Origin of the sequence: Nocardioides aestuarii, from assembly GCF_039527245.1 — a bacterium.
Taxonomy (GTDB): domain Bacteria; phylum Actinomycetota; class Actinomycetes; order Propionibacteriales; family Nocardioidaceae; genus Nocardioides; species Nocardioides aestuarii.
This window is the reverse complement of the sequence record NZ_BAAAJT010000002.1, coordinates 1,021,352-1,040,830: the sequence shown is the minus strand read 5'-3', so window position 1 is coordinate 1,040,830 and position 19,479 is coordinate 1,021,352. Positions and strand designations below refer to the sequence as shown.

General features: G+C 72.6%; 17 protein-coding genes. 14 read left to right on the top strand and 3 right to left on the bottom strand.

The window, feature by feature from the left end; all coding sequences use genetic code 11:
- Positions 1-12: 12 nt before the first annotated feature.
- The gene (locus ABD091_RS05320) at positions 13-1,218 is read right to left on the bottom strand and encodes a S1C family serine protease (RefSeq protein WP_343916139.1); all 1,206 of its coding nucleotides are present in this window, start codon (positions 1,216-1,218) and stop codon (positions 13-15) included.
- A gap of 136 nt (positions 1,219-1,354) precedes the next feature.
- Here ABD091_RS05320 and ABD091_RS05315 point away from each other — a divergent pair, with 136 nt between their 5' ends.
- From ABD091_RS05315 to ABD091_RS05300, 4 genes are all read left to right on the top strand, one after another.
- Positions 1,355-2,935 carry a long-chain-fatty-acid--CoA ligase gene (locus ABD091_RS05315; protein ID WP_343916137.1) on the top strand — a complete coding sequence of 527 codons (1,581 nt, stop codon included), beginning with the start codon at positions 1,355-1,357 and terminating at the stop codon, positions 2,933-2,935.
- Between the two features lie 20 nt (positions 2,936-2,955).
- Positions 2,956-3,918, top strand: a complete 963-nt coding sequence (locus ABD091_RS05310; protein WP_343916133.1) for a YihY/virulence factor BrkB family protein — start codon at positions 2,956-2,958, stop codon at positions 3,916-3,918.
- A 101-nt stretch (positions 3,919-4,019) separates the two neighbouring features.
- A complete protein-coding gene (locus tag ABD091_RS05305) occupies positions 4,020-5,714 on the top strand; it encodes a choice-of-anchor I family protein (RefSeq protein ID WP_343916130.1) in 1,695 nt (564 codons plus the stop codon).
- Positions 5,715-5,769: 55 nt separating this feature from the next.
- Positions 5,770-6,648 (top strand): alpha/beta fold hydrolase, encoded by an 879-nt coding sequence (locus ABD091_RS05300; RefSeq protein ID WP_343916128.1) that lies wholly within the window; start codon positions 5,770-5,772, stop codon positions 6,646-6,648.
- Positions 6,649-6,655: 7 nt separating this feature from the next.
- Here the strand turns inward: ABD091_RS05300 and ABD091_RS05295 are convergent, their stop codons facing one another.
- Complete coding sequence (locus ABD091_RS05295; protein WP_343916126.1) at positions 6,656-7,948, bottom strand: citrate synthase; 1,293 nt, start codon at positions 7,946-7,948, stop codon at positions 6,656-6,658.
- A 295-nt stretch (positions 7,949-8,243) separates the two neighbouring features.
- Here ABD091_RS05295 and rplM point away from each other — a divergent pair, with 295 nt between their 5' ends.
- The 4 genes from rplM to ABD091_RS05275 all read left to right on the top strand — a co-directional run bounded on the left by rplM (position 8,244) and on the right by ABD091_RS05275 (position 11,096).
- Entirely contained in the window at positions 8,244-8,687 is a 444-nt protein-coding gene (gene rplM, locus ABD091_RS05290) for a 50S ribosomal protein L13 (protein ID WP_343916124.1), read from the top strand.
- 17 nt (positions 8,688-8,704) lie between these two features.
- Positions 8,705-9,202 carry a 30S ribosomal protein S9 gene (rpsI, locus tag ABD091_RS05285; RefSeq protein ID WP_343916122.1) on the top strand — a complete coding sequence of 166 codons (498 nt, stop codon included), beginning with the start codon at positions 8,705-8,707 and terminating at the stop codon, positions 9,200-9,202.
- 29 nt (positions 9,203-9,231) lie between these two features.
- Complete coding sequence (glmM, locus tag ABD091_RS05280; protein WP_343916120.1) at positions 9,232-10,581, top strand: phosphoglucosamine mutase; 1,350 nt, start codon at positions 9,232-9,234, stop codon at positions 10,579-10,581.
- A gap of 80 nt (positions 10,582-10,661) precedes the next feature.
- Entirely contained in the window at positions 10,662-11,096 is a 435-nt protein-coding gene (locus tag ABD091_RS05275; RefSeq protein ID WP_343916118.1) for an organic hydroperoxide resistance protein, read from the top strand.
- Between the two features lie 52 nt (positions 11,097-11,148).
- On the opposite strand, the gene coaA is transcribed toward ABD091_RS05275, so the two are convergent.
- The gene (gene coaA, locus ABD091_RS05270; protein ID WP_343916116.1) at positions 11,149-12,123 is read right to left on the bottom strand and encodes a type I pantothenate kinase; all 975 of its coding nucleotides are present in this window, start codon (positions 12,121-12,123) and stop codon (positions 11,149-11,151) included.
- Between the two features lie 45 nt (positions 12,124-12,168).
- Here coaA and glmS point away from each other — a divergent pair, with 45 nt between their 5' ends.
- The 6 genes from glmS to tsaE all read left to right on the top strand — a co-directional run bounded on the left by glmS (position 12,169) and on the right by tsaE (position 19,467).
- Positions 12,169-14,013 carry a glutamine--fructose-6-phosphate transaminase (isomerizing) gene (gene glmS / locus ABD091_RS05265; RefSeq protein ID WP_343916114.1) on the top strand — a complete coding sequence of 615 codons (1,845 nt, stop codon included), beginning with the start codon at positions 12,169-12,171 and terminating at the stop codon, positions 14,011-14,013.
- A 13-nt stretch (positions 14,014-14,026) separates the two neighbouring features.
- On the top strand, positions 14,027-14,380 hold the full coding sequence (locus tag ABD091_RS05260; protein ID WP_343916112.1) for a holo-ACP synthase: 354 nt from the start codon (positions 14,027-14,029) through the stop codon (positions 14,378-14,380).
- Between the two features lie 83 nt (positions 14,381-14,463).
- Positions 14,464-15,861, top strand: a complete 1,398-nt coding sequence (locus ABD091_RS05255; protein WP_343916110.1) for a bifunctional ADP-dependent NAD(P)H-hydrate dehydratase/NAD(P)H-hydrate epimerase — start codon at positions 14,464-14,466, stop codon at positions 15,859-15,861.
- On the top strand, positions 15,858-17,012 hold the full coding sequence (alr, locus tag ABD091_RS05250; protein ID WP_343916108.1) for an alanine racemase: 1,155 nt from the start codon (positions 15,858-15,860) through the stop codon (positions 17,010-17,012). Before ABD091_RS05255 ends, alr begins: the two co-directional genes overlap by 4 nt.
- Positions 17,009-18,058 (top strand): alpha/beta fold hydrolase, encoded by a 1,050-nt coding sequence (locus ABD091_RS05245; RefSeq protein ID WP_343916106.1) that lies wholly within the window; start codon positions 17,009-17,011, stop codon positions 18,056-18,058. Before alr ends, ABD091_RS05245 begins: the two co-directional genes overlap by 4 nt.
- Positions 18,055-19,467, top strand: coding sequence for a tRNA (adenosine(37)-N6)-threonylcarbamoyltransferase complex ATPase subunit type 1 TsaE (tsaE, locus tag ABD091_RS20220; RefSeq protein ID WP_379189269.1), 1,413 nt, complete (start codon positions 18,055-18,057; stop codon positions 19,465-19,467). Before ABD091_RS05245 ends, tsaE begins: the two co-directional genes overlap by 4 nt.
- Positions 19,468-19,479: the final 12 nt, after the last annotated feature.

The following is a 19,479-nucleotide window of genomic DNA, read 5'->3' as shown; positions in this document are numbered from 1 at the left end:
CGCCTGCTCGGATCAGGTGCTGGAGCCGTCGGACTCCAGCGTGACCGTCGTGGTCTGCTCCTGGTCCCCGCGCTGGTAGGTGAGGGTGACCTCGTCGCCGGGGCGGTAGGAGCGGATGGTCGCGATGAGCGAGTCGGCGCTGGTGATCTCGTGGTCGTCGACCTTGGTCACCACGTCGCCCTGCTCGAGGCCCGCGTCGGCGGCCGCGGAGCCGTTCGTAATCTCCCCGACGACGGCGCCGTCGGTGATCTGGACGGCCGTCGAGGTGGTGGCGGCGTCGGTGACGCCGATGCCGAGCCGGGCGTGGGTGGGGGTCTCACCCGCCGCGAGCTGGTCGACGATGTCCATGACCTCGTCGATCGGGATCGCGAACCCGAGGCCGATCGAGCCGGCCTGGGTGTAGGAGGACGACCCGCTCGAGCGGATCGAGGAGTTGATGCCGATGACGTGGCCCTCCATGTCGACCAGCGGGCCGCCGGAGTTGCCGGGGTTGATCGCCGCGTCGGTCTGGATCGCGGGATAGACCGTGGCGTTGCCGGTGTTGTCCGTGCCGACGTTGACCGGTCGGTCGAGGGCGCTGACGATGCCGCTGGTCACGGTCGCGTCGAGGCCGAACGGCGAGCCGATCGCGACGACCTCCTGGCCGACGTCGACGTTGCCGGACTTCCCCATGGTGGCCGGCGTCAGGCCGCTGACCCCCTCGGCCTGGATGACCGCGGTGTCGGTCAGCGGGTCGGTGCCGAGGACCCGGGCGTCGGCGTGGCTGCCGTCGCTGAAGGAGACGGTGATCCGGCCGTCCTGGCCCGCGCCCTCGACCACGTGGTTGTTGGTGAGGATCTGGCCGTCGGAGCTGAGGATGATGCCCGAGCCCGACCCCTCGCCCTGGCTGGTCGCGACGTCGATCTTCACCACCGACGGGAGGACGGTGCTGGCGACGTCCTCGACCGAGCCCTTGGCCGCAGGGGCGTCGCCGGTGTCCACCACCTGGGCCGAGGTGGGCGACCCGGCGGCGGTGTCGGCGCCGCCCTGGGCCGCGTCGTACGCCGCGGCACCGCCGACCCCTGCGGCGGCCCCGACCACGAGGGCCCCGGCCACGACCGCGGCCGCGAAGCCCGCCCGGCCGCGCTGCCGCTGCGGGGCGGGCGTCTGCTCCGGGGCGGGCTGCGGGGAGGCGTAGGGGTTCGGGGGAGGCGGCGGGAGGATGCGGTCGTCGGACATGACACCCACCCTGCGGGCCGTCCCTGTGCCGTTCCTGAGAAGCCGCTGGCACCGCGTCAAGAAGTGGGTCGTGCGCCCTCGATCCCGTGGACGGCCGGTTGTGGGCGATGTGTGACCCCCGCCACAATCGACTTCCATGAGCCTTGCTGACCCGACCTTCGTCGACGACCGCCTCGCCCACTGGGCGGCGGAGACCCCCGACGGGGAGGCGGTCACCTACCTGGGGCGGACCTTCACCTGGAGCGAGTGGGACGACCGCGTACGCCGCCTCGCCGGCGCGCTGCAGGCCCACGGCGTCGGCCGCGGCGACGTCGTCGCGTTCCTCGACAAGAACCATCCCGCCTGCGTCGAGCTCAGCCTCGCCGCCGCCTCCCTGGGCGCGGCCAACGCCATCGTCAACTGGCGCTCCGCGGGCGACGAGGTCGACTACGCCGTCAACGACTCCGGCGCGCGCGTCCTCCTGGTCGGCTCGGAGCTGATGCCGGTCATCGACAAGATCCGCGACCGGCTCACGAAGGTCGAGAAGATCGTGGAGGTGACGCCCGACGGCGCCGAGGGCGACGCCTACGAGGCCTGGCTCGCGGCGTCGTCACCGGTGTCGCGACCCGACGACGTCAGCCCCGACGACACCTGCCTCGTCATGTACTCCTCGGGGACCACGGGCCGCCCGAAGGGGATCATGCTGACCCACGCCAACATGGTCGCCCACACCCTCAACGCCCACGACGGCTGGGGGTTCGACGAGGGCGACAAGAACATGGTGTCGATGCCGCTCTTCCACGTCGGCGGCTCGTCGTACGTCCTTTTCGGCATCCACGACGGCGTCCCGAGCGTGATGACCCGCGACCCCGACGGCGCCTCGCTCGCGGGCGCGATCATGGCCGGGGCCAACCGCACCTTCCTCGTCCCGGCGGTCCTGGCGCAGGTCCTGCAGTCCGGTCCGGAGGCGATCGGGCTGTTCGGCAGGCTCAAGACCTACTGCTACGGCGCCGCCCCGATGCCGCTGCCGCTGCTCCGGGCGGCGATGGAGGCGTGGCCCGACACCGACTTCATCCAGGTCTACGGCCTGACCGAGGTCGGCGGCGTGATCACCCACCTGATGCCGGAGGACCACCGCGAGGCCGCGGCCGGCGACCGCCCCGAGCGACTCGTGAGCGCCGGCCGCGCCATCCCCGGCTGCGAGACGAGGGTCGTCGACCCGGCCACGCTCGAGGACGTCCCCCCGGGGGAGCACGGCGAGCTCTGGTTCCGCACGCCCCAGCTGATGAAGGGGTTCCTCGGCAAGCCCGAGGCGACCGCCGAGGTGATCACCGGAGACGGCTGGTTCCGGACCGGCGACATGGGTCGGATCGACGCCGACGGCTACGTCTACGTCCAGGACAGGCTCAAGGACATGATCATCTCCGGTGGCGAGAACATCTACAGCCCCGAGGTCGAGCGGGTCCTGGCCGAGCACCCGGCCGTCATGGAGGTGGCCGTCATCGGCGTCCCCGACGACACGTGGGGCGAGGTGGTCAAGGCGGTCGTGTCGCTCCACGAGGGCGCCTCGGCGACCGAGGACGAGATCATCGCGCACTGCCGCGAGCACCTCGCCAAGTTCAAGTGCCCGCGCAGCGTCGACGTCATCGAGGCGTTGCCCCGCAACCCCACGGGCAAGATCCTCAAGCGCGAGCTCCGCCGCCCCTACTGGGAGGGCCGCGACCGCCAGACCGTCTGACCGACCTCTAGGGTGCCGGGGTGACCACTGCCCGGACCGTCCCCGTCACGACGGAGATGGACGGGGACGAGCTCGACGCGGAGGACGCCTGGCACCTGGTACGTCGGCACGGCGTGAAGAAGGTGCTGGTCGAGGCGTTCGTCCGGTTCCGCTACGGCGACGGCTTCACCAACAGCCGCGCGCTGGCCTTCCAGACCTGCCTGGCGGTCGTTCCCTTCCTGCTGGCCGTCACCGGGCTCGCCGCCGACATCGACGACGAGCGCTGGGCCAAGGTCGTCGCCTCGACCGTCAACGCGATCGCGCCCGGGCACGGGCGCGACGACGCGCTGGCGGCCGCCGCCGACGGGTCCGAGTCGAGCGGCGAGGTGGCGCTGTGGCTGGGCCTGGTGTTCGCGCTGGTCTCGATGACGACCGCGATGGCCCAGGTCGAGCGGGGGACCAACCGGATCTACGGCATCCGCCGCGACCGCCCGGCCCAGTGGAAGTACGGCCGCTCGGCGATCTTCACGCTGCTCCTCGCGGGGCCGGTCGGGGTCGGGTTCTTGATGCTGGTCGGTGGCCAGGCCTTCGGTGACGCGATGGTGAAGCAGGGGTTGTGGTCCGAGACCGCCGAGAGCTGGTGGGACTGGCTGCGCTGGCCGGTGGGGGTGGTCCTGCTGGTGCTCGCGATCGCGGTGCTGCTCGACCACTCGCCGCGTCGGCGACAGCCCGCCCTGTCCTGGCTCGCGCTGGGGTCGACGATCGCGGTGCTCGTCAGCGCCCTGGCGACCGGCGGGCTGGCGGCCTACGTCGTCGTCAGCGCGTCCTTCAGCTCCACCTACGGCCCGCTGGCCGGGATCGTCGTGCTGCTGCTCTGGAGCCAGCTGAGCGCGATGGCGCTCTTCTACGGAGCCGCCGTCTGCGCCCAGCTCGAGGCGCTGCGCGCCGGTGAGACCGACCCGGTCTACGACGACCCGGGACGCCCGCGCCACACGCACGTCTGACCTCCCCCGACCGTTCACGTGGCGTTCCCGCGGCGGTCGTCGCACGTCCCTAGCCTGCCCGCGACCGTCTCGGACCCACGTCACGTCGCCCAGGAGGCCCCGTGCACCGCCGTACCCTCGTCCCCACCGTCGCCACCCTCGCCCTGGCGCTGCCCCTGGCCGCCGCCACGCCGGGGCTCGCGGCGCCGGCCCGCGGCGTCGTCCAGTACTCCGCCCCGGGAGCCGCCCTCGAGCTCACGCCGCTGGGTGCCTACGAGACGGGGATCTTCGACGAGTCGGCCGCCGAGATCGTCGTCCACTACGCCGCGAAGCAGCGTCTGCTCGTGGTGAGCGCCGCCGCCGCGACCGTCGAGGTGCTCGACGTCGCCGACCCCGACGACCCGACGAAGCTGTTCGACCTCGAGACCGCCGGCGTCGGTGACATCCCCGCAGGGGCGGTCGCCAACTCGGTCGCCGTGCGCCCCGACGGACTGGCCGTCGTCGCGGTCGAGGCGCCGGTGAGGACCGACCGTGGCTGGCTGGCCTTCTACGACGTCCGCGGTGACAGCGGGCGCGCGCTCGGGGCCGTCCGGGTCGGCGCCCTGCCGGACATGGTGACGATGACGCCCGGCGGCGACCGCGCGGTCGTGGCGAACGAGGGCGAGCCCGCCGACGACTATCTCGTCGACCCCGAGGGCTCGGTGTCGGTCGTCGACCTCCCGGGGAGGGTCAGGGCCGCGACGCAGGCCGACGTCCGCACCGCCCGCTTCCACCGCTTCGAGGACTCGCTGCCGAGGGGTGTACGGATCTACGGCGGCCGCGAGGACGCCGGCACCGGGATCCCGGAGCGACCCGTCAGCGAGAACCTCGAGCCCGAGTACGTGACGACCTCCGGCCGGTTCGCCTACGTCACCCTCCAGGAGGCGAACGCGATCGCCCGGGTCAACCTCAACAGCGCGAAGGTGCAGAAGGTCTTCCCGCTCGGCACGGTCGACCGGATGGTCGTCCCGATGGACGCCTCCGACCGCGACGGCGCGATCGACCTCGCGACCTGGCCGGTGAAGGCCTACCGCTTGCCCGACGCGCTCGCGTCCTACCGCGTCAAGGGACGTACCTACCTCGTCACCGCCGACGAGGGCGACACCCGCGACTGGGGCGCCTACAGCGAGGAGGCCCGGGTCAAGGACCTCGGCGACCCCGAGGAGGGGCTCGCCCCGATCTGCGACTCGGTCGCCGAGAAGGCCGGGATGACCCTGGAGGAGCTCACCGCCGACGAGAACCTCGGCCGGCTCAAGGTCACCACGGCCCAGGGCCTGACCCGCGACGGCAGCTGCTACCGGACGCTCTTCGCCTTCGGCGGCCGCGGCATCTCCGTGTTCACCACCGGCGGCACGCTCGTCGGCGGGACCGGCTCGGAGCTCGAGGAGATCACCGCGGCCGCGGTGCCCGACGGCTTCAACTCCGACCACGGCGCGTCCGCCTTCGACGACCGCAGCGACGACAAGGGCCCCGAGCCCGAGGGCATCACGGTCGGCACGGTCGACGGCACGCCCTACGCCTTCGTCGGGCTGGAGCGGGTCGGCGGGGTGATGGTCTACGACCTCAGCAAGCCGGCCCGGCCGCGCTTCGTCACCTACGTCAACACCCGCGACTTCACCGTCAGCGGCGAGGACGACCTGGCCGCCGCCGGCGACCTCGGCCCCGAGGGGCTGGCGTTCGTGAAGCGCGCCGACAGCCCCACCGGCACGCCGGTGCTCGCGATGGCCCACGAGGTCAGCGGCTCCACGCGGCTCTACGACGTGACGACGCTCGACTGACGACCGATGAGCTCGGCCGTCGGGGCCGGTCGGCACCGTCATGAGACTGGTGCGCGTGAGCGGCCCCGACGACCGTGATCCCGTCGAGCTCTGCGTCGACGAGCACGGTGACCCCGCCGACCCCCTCGTGGTCCTCGTGCACGGGGCGGCCGCATCGATGGACTGGTGGGACCCGGGGCTGTGCGACGCGATCGCGGACCGCGGCAGGCGGGTGGTGCGCTACGACCACCGCGACACCGGCCGGTCGACCACCGGCCGGCCGGGCCACCCGGACTATGACGGGGGAGTGCTGGAGCGCGACCTCGTCGCCCTCGTCGAGGCGCTCGGTGCGCCGGCCCACCTCGTCGGGCTGTCGATGGGCGGGGGCATCGCCCAGTCGGTCGCGCTGCGGCGGCCCGGCCTGGTCTCCGGCCTGACGCTGGTGGCCACGACCGCCGTCGGTGGCGTCGACGCGGACCTCCCGGGGATGTCGGCGGAGCTGCAGGCCTGGTTCGCCGACCCGCCGCCCCCGCCCGACTGGGACGACCGCGACGCGGTCGTGGCCGCGCAGGTCGCGGCCCAGCGCGCGTTCGCCGGGCCCGACTTCGACGAGTCGCGGGCGCGCCGCATCGCCGGCGAGGCCGTCGACCGCAGCATCGACCCGGCGGCTGCCGACAACCACTGGCTCGTCATCGGGTCGGGCGACGAGGACGGTCCACCGCTCGACGTACGCCGGATCGCGGTGCCGACCCTCGTCGTGCACGGCACCCACGACCCGATGTTCCCGCTGCCGCACGGCGAGGCGCTCGCGGCGGCGATCCCGGGCGCACGACTGCTCGTCGTCGACCGGATGGGCCACGAGACGCCCCCGCGCTCGGCCTGGAAAGACGTCGTACCCGACCTGAGCGTCGTGGATCGAGGAGATCGCGACGCTCAGGCCGGGTACGACGGGTGAGAGTGGGTCAGGCCCAGCGCTCGGAGGCCGGCACGAAGTCGAGCGTGCGGTCGCCGGTGTAGATCTGCTTGGGCCGCGCGATCTTCTGCTCCTTGTCCTGCACCAGCTCGAGCCACTGCGCGAGCCAGCCCGGCGTACGGCCGATGGCGAAGAGCACGGTGAACATCTCGGGCGGGAACTGGAAGGCCTCGTAGATCAGGCCGGAGTAGAAGTCGACGTTGGGGTAGAGCTTGCGCTTGACGAAGTACTCGTCCTCCAGCGCGATCTTCTCCAGTTCCAGCGCGATGTCGAGCAGCGGGTTGGTGCCGGTGACCTCGAAGACGTCCTCGGCGGACTTCTTGATGATCTTGGCGCGCGGGTCGTAGTTCTTGTAGACCCGGTGGCCGAAGCCCATCAGCCGCTCGTTGCCGTTCTTCACGCCCTCGATGAAGGCGGGGATGTTCTCCTTGCCGCCGATGCGGCGCAGCATCCGGAGGACGGCCTCGTTGGCACCACCGTGGAGGGGGCCGAAGAGGGCGCCGACGCCGGCGGAGACGGCCGAGTAGGGGTCGACCTGGCTGGAGCCGACGGAGCGGACCGCGTTGGTCGAGCAGTTCTGCTCGTGGTCGGCGTGGAGGATGAACAGCACGTCGAGGGCCCGCACGAGACGCTCGTCGGCCTCGAAGTTCTTCTCGCTCATCTTGAAGAGCATCGAGAGGAAGTTCGCGGTGTAGGACAGGTCGTTGTCGGGGTAGATGAACGGCTTGCCCTGCGCGTGGCGGAACGACCAGGCACCCAGCGTCGGCATCTTCGCGATCATCCGCACGATCTGCATGTGGCGGTTCTCGGCGTCGGAGATGTTGCGCGCGTCGGGGTAGAAGGTCGAGAGCGCACCCACCGAGGCCATCAGCATGCCCATCGGGTGGGCGTCGTAGCGGAAGCCCTCCATGAAGGACTTCACGTTCTCGTGCACGAAGGTGTGGAAGGTGATCTCGTGCACCCACGCGTCGTACTCCGCCTTGCTGGGCAGCGAGCCGTGGATGAGGAGGTAGGCGACCTCCATGAAGTTGGAGTGCTCCGCCAGCTGCTCGATGGGGTAGCCGCGGTACTCGAGGATGCCCTTGTCGCCGTCGATGTAGGTGACCGCGCTGCGGCACGAAGCAGTGTTGACGAAGCCCGGGTCGTAGACGGCGAGCCCCGGCTCGTCCTCTCCGGTGCCCTTGATCTGGCCCAGGTCGGCGGCCTTGATGGTGCCGTCGGTGATCGGGACCTCGTACTCCTGTCCGGTGCGGTTGTCGCGGACGGTGAGAGAATCAGTCACCCGCCCAACCTAACCCCGGCGGTGGAGCGGTGCGAATCCGCCGTCTCAGGGTCACCTCAGTCGGGCCTCAGGTCGCGCTCACCACCCGCCGGCCCGGCACCCCCGCGTTTTGACCCGTACGACGCGCCGCCGGTACCTTGACATGTCGCGACTCCTGCCGCGTCCTGACCTCCCACGTGGGTCGGGACGCAGTCCCGGACTGTAGTTCGAGCCGGGCCGTGTTCGTCAGAAGCCGCAGCACCACCGCCGACCGGCACCCGCCGGCTCGGATCCACGAACGAGAAGGGCCACTCACGTGCGCACTTACAGCCCCAAGCCGGGTGACATCCAGCGCAGCTGGCACGTCATCGACGCGGAGGACGTCGTCCTCGGTCGGCTCGCCGTCCAGACCGCGAACCTGCTGCGCGGCAAGCACAAGCCGATCTACGCGCCCCACATGGACACCGGTGACTTCGTCGTCATCGTCAACGCCGAGAAGGTCGCCCTCTCCGGCGACAAGGCCACCACCAAGCTGGCCTACCGCCACAGCGGCTTCCCGGGCGGCCTCACGGCCACCCCGGTCGGCGAGATCCTCGAGAAGGACGCCCGCAAGGTCATCGAGAAGGCCGTCTGGGGCATGCTCCCCAAGAACAAGCTGGGTCGTCAGATCATCAAGAAGCTCAAGGTCTACTCCGGCCCCCACCACCCCCACCAGGCCCAGCAGGCCACGCCCTTCGAGATCTCGCAGATCTCCCAGTGACGACGAGGAAATTTGAAGTGACTGAGAACACCGCTGAGGTCGAGGAGACCTTCGAGACCAACGAGCAGGGCGTCGCCTACAGCTCGGAGAGCGCCCCGGCCGCCGACGCGCCGGTCAGCTCCGCCATCGCCCCCGCCTCCGCCACCGGCCGCCGCAAGCAGGCCGTCGCGCGGGTGCGGATCGTCCCGGGCACGGGCAACTGGACCGTCAACGGTCGCACGCTCGACTCCTACTTCCCGAACAAGCTGCACCAGCAGGTCGTCAACGAGCCCTTCGCCGAGACCCGCCTCGAGGGCCGCTTCGACGTCATCGCCCGCATCCACGGCGGCGGCATCACCGGCCAGGCCGGTGCGCTGCGCCTGGGCGTGGCCCGCGCGCTCAACGCGGTCGACATCGAGGCCAACCGCGCGGTCCTCAAGAAGGCCGGCCTGCTCACCCGTGACGCCCGCGTCATCGAGCGCAAGAAGGCCGGTCTGAAGAAGGCCCGCAAGGCGCCGCAGTTCAGCAAGCGCTGACCTGCCTCGACACGGAGCGCTTTCCGCTGATGCCTAAGCGCTACTTCGGCACGGACGGGGTCCGGGGCCTGGCCAACGGTGACCTCACCGCTGAGCTGGCCCTGGACCTTTCCGTTGCCGCCGCCCACGTCCTCGCCGATCGCGGCGAGTTCGAGGGGCACCGTCCGTTCGCGGTCGTGGGCCGCGACACCCGGATCTCCGGGGAGTTCCTCGAGGCCGCCGTCGTCGCCGGCCTCGCCTCGGCCGGCGTCGACGTGATGCTGCTGGGGGTCCTGCCGACGCCGGGCGTCGCCTTCCTGACCGAGAAGCTCGGCGCCGACCTCGGGGTCATGCTCTCGGCCTCCCACAACCCGATGCCCGACAACGGCATCAAGTTCCTCGCCCGTGGCGGCCACAAGCTCGACGACGCCGTCGAGGTCGCCATCGAGCAGCGGATGCGCGAGGAGTGGCGGCGCCCGCAGGGTGGCGCCGTCGGGCGCGTCACGACGTACGACGCGGCGATCGACGACTACGTCGGCCACCTGATCGACTCGATCAGCCACCCGCTGGTCGGCATCAAGGTCGTCCTCGACTGCGCCGAGGGCGCCGCCCACGAGGCGGGGCCCCGCGCGCTCGTCGGCGCGGGCGCCGACGTGAGCGCGATCCACGCGATGCCCGACGGGCTCAACATCAACGAGCAGTGCGGCTCCACCCACCTCGAGGACCTCCAGGCCGCCGTCATCAAGGACGGCGCCGACGTCGGCTTCGCGCTCGACGGCGACGCCGACCGCTGCCTGGCCGTCGACCACGAGGGCAACGTCATCGACGGCGACCAGCTGCTGGCGGTGCTCGCGCTGTCGCTGCGCGACCAGGACCGGCTGGTCAAGGACACCGTCGTCGCCACCGTGATGAGCAACCTCGGCTTCGTGAAGGCGATGCAGGGAGCCGGCATCGGCGTTCGCCAGACCAAGGTCGGCGACCGCTACGTCCTCGAGGCGATGAAGGTCTCCGGCTACTCCCTCGGCGGCGAGCAGTCCGGCCACGTGATCATGAGCGACCACGCCACGACCGGCGACGGCATCCTCACCGCTCTCGCGATCCTCGAGCGGATGGCCACGACCGGCCAGTCGCTCCAGGAGCTCGCCTCCGTCGTCGCCCGGCTGCCGCAGGTGCTCGTCAACGTCCCCGACGTCGACAAGTCGCGCGCCGACGACGACCCGGTCGTCGCCGCCGCCGTCGCGGAGGAGGAGGCGGGGCTCGCCGGCAACGGCCGGGTCCTGCTGCGCCCCTCCGGCACCGAGCCGATCGTGCGCGTGATGGTCGAGGCGCCGACCGACGAGCTCGCCCGCGACGTCGCCGACCGGCTGGCCGGCGTCGTACGACGCCAGCTCGCGCTCTGACGTCCGCGATCCGGGAGGACGAATCTCACATCCCGGGCGATCCGGGAACACTCGGCGCGGGTGCGCCCGTTGTGCCCGGCATGACGCAGACACCCGAGAAGATCGTGTACACGGCCAACGCCACTGTCACCGGAGGTCGCCGCGGCGGCCACGGCAAGACCGACGACGGCCAGCTCGAGGTCGACCTCCAGGCTCCCGTCGAGATGGGCGGACCCGGCGGTGGCACCAACCCCGAGCAGCTCTTCGCCGTCGGCTACGGCGCCTGCTTCACCGGCGCGCTGGGCCTCGCGGGGAAGGCGGAGGGCGTCGACACCTCCGGCGCGACCACCCAGGTCGCCGTCGGCTTCGGCCCCGAGGGCGAGTCGTTCGCCATCGCCGTCGAGCTCGCCGTGACGATTCCCGGAGTCGACGACCAGACGGCCCAGAAGCTCGTCGACCGCACGCACGAGCTGTGCCCCTACTCCAAGGCGGTCCGCGGCAACGTCGACGTGACCGTCACCGGCAAGGGCGCCTGACCCACCCGCGCTCCGGAACCCCGCGACCCCCACGGTCGCGGGGTTCCGTCGTCTAGAGCTTCTTCAACCGGACGTAGCGCACCGAGTGGTCGCGGTCCTTGCGCAGCACGAGCGTCGCCCGGCTGCGGGTGGGCAGCACGTTGTCCGTGAGGTTGGGGCCGTTGATGGTGTCCCACAGGTGGGAGGCCATCTCGACGGCCTCGTCCTCGCTGAGCGCGGCGTACTTGGAGAAGTAGGACTCCGGGTCGCGGAAGGCCGTCTCGCGCAGCCGCAGGAACCGGGTGACGTACCACTGGCGGATGTCGTCGGTGCGCGCGTCGACGTAGACCGAGAAGTCGAAGAAGTCGCTCAGCGTCAGGCCGGCGCGGCCGTCGTCGCGCACGCGGGCCGGCTGGAGCACGTTGAGGCCCTCGACGATGACGATGTCGGGGCGCTGCACGACGACCCGCTCGTCGGGGACCACGTCGTAGACGAGGTGGGAGTAGGTCGGCGCGGTGACCTCGTCCTTGCCGGACTTGATGTCGACGACGAACCGCAGCAGGGCACGGCGGTCGTAGGACTCCGGGAAACCCTTGCGCTGCAGCAGGCCGCGGCGCTCGAGCTCGGCGTTGGGGTAGAGGAAGCCGTCGGTGGTGACCAGCGCGACGTTCGGGTGCTCGGGCCAGTGGGCGAGCAGCTGCTGGAGGACGCGCGCTGTCGTGGACTTGCCGACGGCGACCGACCCGGCGACGCCGATGACGAACGGCGTACGGCGCGGCTGCGGCTGGTGGAGGAACGACTCCTGCTCGCGGTGGAGGCGGCCTGCGGCCGCGACGTACATGCTCAGCAGGCGCGAGATCGGCAGGTAGACCTGCTCGACCTCCTCGAGGTCGAGCGAGTCGCCGAGGCCGCGCAGCCGCTGGATCTCGTCGGCGGAGAGGGGGCTCTCGACCTCGCGACCCAGCGCCGACCACGCGTCACGGTCGAGCTCGACGTACGGCGACGGCTCGCGTCCGGAGTCGTCGGACGACCCGCCGGCAGCAGACATGCGCGGCATTCTTGCAGCAGGCCGGCCACCCGTAGACTCGCGCCCATGTGTGGAATCGTCGGCTACGTCGGACCGAAGCAGGCCCAGGACGTCGTGATCGAGGGTCTGCGACGCCTCGAGTACCGCGGCTACGACTCGGCCGGCATCGCTCTCGTCAACGACGGCGCCATCGCCTCCGACAAGCGCGCGGGCAAGCTCGCGAACCTCGAGAAGGCCATCGACGAGAGCCCCCTCCCGGCCGCCACGACCGGCATCGGCCACACCCGCTGGGCGACCCACGGTGCGCCGAACGACCGCAACGCCCACCCCCACCTCGGCGCCACCGGCCGGGTCGCCCTGGTCCACAACGGCATCGTGGAGAACTTCGCGCGGCTCCGGGCCGAGCTCGAGGCCGCCGGGCACGAGCTGGTGTCCGACACCGACACCGAGGTGGTCGCCCACCTGCTCGAGGCGGACGTCGTCGCGGGCGCCGACCTGACCACCGCGATGCAGCAGGTCTGCCAGCGGCTCGAGGGTGCCTTCACCCTCGTCGCCACCGACGCCGCCGACCCGGGCCGGGTCGTCGCCGCCCGCCGCAACAGCCCGCTGGTCGTCGGCATCGGCGAGGGCGAGAACTTCGTCGGCTCCGACGTCGCCGCCTTCATCGAGCACACCCGCGAGGCGATGGAGGTCGACCAGGACCAGGTCGTCACGATCACCCCGGAGGGCGTGTCGGTCGCGGGCTTCGACGGCACCCCCACCGAGGGCACGCGCTACCACGTCGACTGGGACCTCTCCGCCGCGGAGAAGGACGGCTACGACTGGTTCATGCGCAAGGAGATCTTCGAGCAGCCCCGCGCCGTCGCCGACGCCCTCCTCGGGCGCCACACCGCGAGCGGCCAGCTCCAGCTCGACGAGGTCCGGCTCTCCGACCAGGAGCTCCGCGACATCGACAAGATCATCATCGTCGGCTGCGGCACCGCGGCCTACGCCGCGCTCGTCGCGAAGTACGCCATCGAGCACTGGTGCCGGATCCCCTGCGAGGTCGAGCTCTCCCACGAGTTCCGCTACCGCGACCCGATCCTGACCCGCAACACCCTCGTCGTCGCGATGAGCCAGTCCGGCGAGACCGCCGACACCCTGATGGCGCTGCGCCACGCGCGGACCCAGGGGTCGAAGGTGCTCGCGATCTGCAACACCAACGGCTCGACGATCCCGCGGGAGTCCGACGCGGTGATCTACACCCACGCCGGCCCCGAGATCGGCGTGGCGTCGACCAAGGGCTTCCTGACCCAGCTGGTCGCCTGCTACCTGCTCGGCCTCTACCTCGCCCAGGTCCGCGGGACGAAGTTCGGCGACGAGATCACGTCCGTCGTCCACGAGATCGCGGCGATGCCCGCCCACCTCGAGCGTGTGCTCGCCGGCGCCGACGACATCTACGCGCTGGCCCGTGACTTCGTCGACGCGCGCACGGTGCTGTTCCTCGGACGCCACGCCGGCTACCCCGTAGCGCTCGAGGGCGCGCTCAAGCTCAAGGAGCTCGCCTACCTCCACGCCGAGGGGTTCGCCGCCGGCGAGCTCAAGCACGGCCCGATCGCGCTGATCGAGGAGGGGCTGCCGGTCTTCTGCGTCGTGCCGCCCCGCGGTCGCGACCAGCTCCACGACAAGATGGTGAGCGCGATCCAGGAGATCCGGGCCCGCGGCGCCCACACGATCGTGCTGGCCGAGGAGGACGACGACGAGGTCGCGCCGTACGCCGACCGGCTGATCCGGCTGCCGAAGGTGCCGACGCTGCTGCAGCCGGTCGTCGCGACCGTCCCGCTCCAGCTCTTCGCCTGCGAGCTCGCGACGCTGCTCGGCCACGACGTCGACCAGCCGCGCAACCTCGCCAAGTCCGTCACGGTGGAGTGAGCGGGTCGCCGGGATGGCCGTGATCGGGGTCGGCATCGACGTCGTCGACATCGAGCGCTTCATGGGGTCGCTCGCGCGCACGCCGGGCCTCTCCGACCGGCTGTTCACGCCCGCCGAGGCGTCGCGCCCACCCGCGTCGCTGGCCGCGCGGTTCGCCGCGAAGGAGGCGCTCGCCAAGGCCCTCGGCGCCCCGGTCGGCATGGCCTGGCACGACGCGGAGGTCACCTCGGAGGACTCCGGCCGCCCGCGGCTGGTGCTGCGCGGCTCCGTCCTCGCCCGCGCCGACGAGCTCGGCGTGCGCCACCACCACCTCTCGCTCTCCCACGACGCCGGCATCGCCTCCGCCGTCGTCGTCCTGGAGTCCTGAGATCCGTCCTACCCGACCTCAGCGTCGCGAAACGGCCGGATCACGACGCTGAGGTCGGGTACGACGGCGCTAGCGTGGGACCCATGCGGCGGGCGCACACGGTGGAGCAGGTGCGGGCAGCGGAGGGGGAGCTGCTGGCCCGGTTGCCCGAGGGGGCTCTGATGCAGCGCGCCGCCGCGGGCCTGGCCCACGCCGTCATCGACCTGCTCGACGGCGCCTACGGGCGCCGCGTGGTGCTCCTGATCGGTCCGGGCGACAACGGCGGTGACGCGCTGTGGGCCGGGGCGATGCTCGCGCGCCGCGGTGCGGCCGTGGAGGCGTGGCTGGTCGCCGACCGGGCGCACGAGGCCGGCCTGACGGCACTGCGTGCGGCCGGGGGACGGGTGGCCGAGCCGCACCCCGACCACGGCGCCGACCTCGCCCTCGACGGCATCGTCGGCATCGGCGGTCGCCCCGGTCTCCGGGACGGGGCCGTGGCGGCGCTGCGGCACCTCGACGGCGTTCCCGTGGTCGCGGTGGACATCCCGAGCGGCGTCGACGTCGACACCGGCGAGCTCGACGGGCCGCACGTCGAGGCCGCGCTCACCGTCACGTTCGGCACCCACAAGGTCGCCCACCTCGTCGACCCCGCGAGCGCCGCCTGTGGCGTGGTCCACCTCGTCGACCTCGGCCTCGCGCTGCCCGAGCCGGCCGTCGAGGCCCTCCAGCCCGCCGACGTACGGGGCCTGCTGCCGCGGCCGGCGAGCGACGCCCACAAGTACACCCGCGGGGTCGTCGGCGTGCGCGCCGGCTCGGCGCACTATCCGGGCGCCGCGCGGCTGGCCGTCGCCGGCGCGTCCTGCGGCCTGGCCGGGATGGTCCGCTTCGTCGGCGACGCGGCCGACGGCGTCCGCGCCGACCACCCCGAGGTCGTGGGGGAGGGGCGGGTCCAGGCGTGGGTCGTCGGCCCGGGCGGGGGCGACGCGGCCGGGGAGGCGCTGGCGGCGGCGCTCGCGGACGGCGTGGCCCTCGTCGTCGACGCGGATGCCCTGGCCCACGTCGATGCTCCGTTCGGCGTCCCGGCCGTCCTCACCCCCCACGCCGGCGAGCTCGCGGCCATGACCGGTGCCGACCGTGCCGACGTCGAGGCCCGACCGCTCCACCACGCCCGGGCCGCCGCGGACCACTACGGCGCCGTGGTGCTGCTGAAGGGCCGCCACACGCTCGTCGCGGACCCCGCCGGCCCGGTCCGGGCGACGACCACCGGGGTCCCGTGGCTGGCGACTGCCGGCGCCGGTGACGTGCTGGCCGGTGTCATCGGTGCGCTGCTCGCCTCCGGCCTCTCGCCGTACGACGCCGCGTCGGCCGGCAGCTGGCTCCACGGGGCGGCGGCGACCCTCGCGAGCGGCGGCGGGCCGCTGACCGCCGGCGACGTCGCCCGCGCACTCCCCGAGACGGTGCGCCGGGTGCTCGACCCGGGGATGGAAGAATCACCCGCGTGACACGTGGCCGGGCAGACATCGTGGTCGAGCTGCCGGCGATCCGTCACAACGTCGCGCTGCTGCGCCAGCACGCCGGGGTGCCGGTCATGACAGTGGTCAAGGCCGACGGCTACGGCCACGGGCTGGCGCCCGCGGGGCAGGCGGCCCGCGAGGGCGGCGCGACCTGGCTCGGGGTCGCGACGATCGACGAGGCGCTCGCGCTGCGCGCCGCGGGTGACACGGGCCGGGTGCTCTGCTGGCTCACCGTCCCGGGCGAGGACCACGCCGCCGCCATCGAGGCCGACGTCGACGTCACGGTCTACTCGCGGGCCGAGCTCGCGGAGGTCGTCGCCGCGGCGGCCGGGCGTGCCGCGAGGGTGCAGGTCAAGGTCGACACCGGCCTCTCCCGCGGCGGCGCGCCGCGCGGGGAGTGGGAGGAGCTCTTCCGGCGGTGCGCCGACGAGGAGCGCGCCGGGCGGATCCGGGTCACGGGTGTGTGGTCCCACTTCGCGTGCAGCGACGAGCCCGACCACCCCGCCAACGACGCCCAGCAGGCGGCTTTCGACGACGCCCTCGCGCTGGCCGCCGCCGCGGGGCTGAGCCCCGAGGTCCGCCACCTCTCCAACTCCGCGGCCGCGCTGCTGCGTCCCGCGGCGCGCTACGACCTGGTGCGCCTCGGCCTGGCGTCCTACGGCCTCGACCCGGCGCCGGGCCGCAGCCCCGACCTGCGGACCGCCCACCGCCCGGGCCTGCTGCCTGCCATGGGGGCGGTGGCCCGGCTCGCGATGGTCAAGCGCGTCGCCGCCGGCGAGTCCGTCTCCTACGGCCACACCTGGACGGCCGACCGTCCGACCACGCTCGGGCTGGTCCCGGTCGGGTACGCCGACGGCGTGCCGCGCCACGCGGGCAACCGCGCCGAGGTGCTGGTCCGCGGCAAGCGGCGGCCGGTCCGCGGCAGGGTCTGCATGGACCAGTTCGTCGTCGACCTCGGCGACGACCACGCCGAGCCGGGCGACGAGGCCTGGCTGTTCGGCACCGGCCTGCTCGGCGAGCCGACCGCCCAGGAGTGGGCGGAGTGGTGCGACACCATCAGCTACGAGATCGTCAGCCGGATCGGCGGTCGGTTCCGCCGGGGCTGGGTCGACGAGTCGACCAGAGGGAGCAACGCATGAGCGTCCGCCGCAGGGTCCTCGGGATCGCCGCCTCCGCGGCCGGTGTCGCTGCCGCGGGAACCGCGATCGGGGTCGCGCGCCAACGGCGCGTCATCGCCCGGCGTGGCGCCGGCGACGAGGCCGGACTCGGGTCGCTGCGGTCGACGCCGGTGACCGTCGTGGCCAGCGACGGCGTCCCGCTCCACGTCGAGGTCGACGAGCCCGACGGCCGGGGCGCCCCGGTGACCGTCGTCTTCGTCCACGGCTACGCCCTCAACCTCGACTGCTGGCACTTCCAGCGCGCCGGCTACCGGGGTCTGGTCCGCGCGGTCTACTACGACCAGCGGTCCCACGGCCGCTCGGGCCGCACGACCGACGGCCACGCGACGATCGACCAGCTCGGTCGCGACCTGCTCCAGGTCCTCGACGACGTCACGGAGGGGCCGGTGGTCCTCGTCGGTCACTCGATGGGCGGGATGAGCATCATCGCCCTGGCCGAGGCCCATCCCGAGCTGTTCGGCAGCAAGATCGTCGGCGTCGGGCTGATCTCCACGACGGCCGGTGGGCTCGAGCCGCACCGGCTCTTCGCCCCCGTGCTGCCGCGGACGATCGGCAGCACCCTCGCGCTGCGCGGCGTCGCCTTCCTCGGCCGTGGCCACCGCACGGTCGACGTGCTCCGGCGCGCCAGCCGGGCCGTCGCCACCGTCGCGACCGACCTCTTCGCCTTCGGCGACGACGTGCCCGAGAGCTATGTGACGTTCGTCGACCAGATGCTGTCGGAGACACCGTTCGAGGTGATCGCCGAGTTCTTCCCGTCCTTCGGGTCCCTCGACAAGTTCGAGACCGTCGCCGCCCTGTCGTCCGTCCCTGTCTCGATCGTCTGCGGCACCGGCGACCGGCTCACCGCCATCGGCCACAGCCGCAAGCTCCAGTCGCGCATCGAGGGCTCGACCCTGCTCGAGTGCGAGGGCGCCGGCCACATGGTCATCCTCGAGCGCCACGAACAGGTCAACGCCGCCCTCGACCAGCTGCTGGCGGCCGCGGGGGAGCGGGTGACCCACCGGTGAGCGAGGGACTGGTGGAGGTCCGCCCGATCGGACCCGACGACGCCGAGCTGCTGCTGGAGACGATCCGTCCCGCCTTCGAGGCGCGGCCGCCGCTCGACCCGCCTGCGGCCACGCTGACCGAGTCGGCCGACTCGCTGGCCGAGCTGCTCGGCCACCGCGGCGGCCTGATCGCGACCCTCGACGGCGAGCCGGTGGGTGGGCTGGTGCTCGACCCGGTCGGCACGACCATGTACATCCGGCGCTTCGGCGTACGCCCCGAGGTCCAGGGGCACGGCATCGCCGCGCGCCTGATCGCCGCGGCCGTCGAGGAGTCCCAGGACTTCGACGACCTCACCGTCGTGGCCCGGCTCGAGCTGCCGAAGACCGTCGGCTTCTGGGAGCGCCGCGGCTTCCGGGAGGTACGCCGCGACGAGCCCAACGTCGAGCTGCGCCGACCGCTCAACACCTTCCTCTTCGACGTCCCCGACGCCGACGCGATGCGCGACCTCGGCGCCAGCCTCGCCACGCAGCTGCGCGCCGGCGACCTGGTGGTGCTTAGCGGCGAGCTCGGGGCCGGCAAGACGACGCTGACCCAGGGGATCGGCGCGGGGCTGCAGGTCCGCGGCGGCATCACGTCGCCGACCTTCGTGATCGCCCGGGTCCACCCGTCGCTGGTGGCCGGGCCGTCGCTGGTCCACGTCGACGCCTACCGGCTCGGCGGCATCGACGAGCTCGACGACCTCGACCTCGACGCGTCGCTCGACGACGCGGTGACGGTGGTCGAGTGGGGCGAGGGTATCGCCGAGGGGCTGGCGGACTCCCGCCTCGAGCTGCGGGTCATCCGGGCGCTCGCCCACGACGAGGACCCCGCTGCTGATCCGGGGGGGCTCGACCCCCGCCGGGTCCTCATGACGCCGGTGGGTCCCCGCTGGTACGAGCTCGTGGTCCCCGACTCCCAGCGGCCGCCGCTGGCCCAGAAGCCCGACGAGACCCTGCTCGTCGACTTCTGGGCCTGCGACGAGGGCGACCTCCACGACCTCGACCGCGACGTGCCGCTCACGATGTCGATCCTGGTGGCCGAGCACGGCGACCGGGCGCTGCTCGTCCACAACCCGCGCAGCGCCGAGTGGGAGCTGCCGCTGGCCCGGCTGCGCGACCACGAGTCGCCGCGGGCGGCGGTCGTCGACCAGTTCCGGCTCGTCACCGGCACCGACCCCGCCGAGCCCGAGTTCGCCGGCGTCGCGACGATCCAGTACGGCCACGAGCGCTTCATCAAGCGGGTCGCGCTCTACCGGACCACGCTCCCGGAGGACTCGGGCATGGCACCTGGCGGCGACGTCGACGCGCTGGCGTGGTGGGACCCGGCCGACGACCACGGAAACCTCTCGGCCATCGACGCCCACCTGGTGCGGGTGCTGCGGGGTCGCTGAGCCACCCGCGAC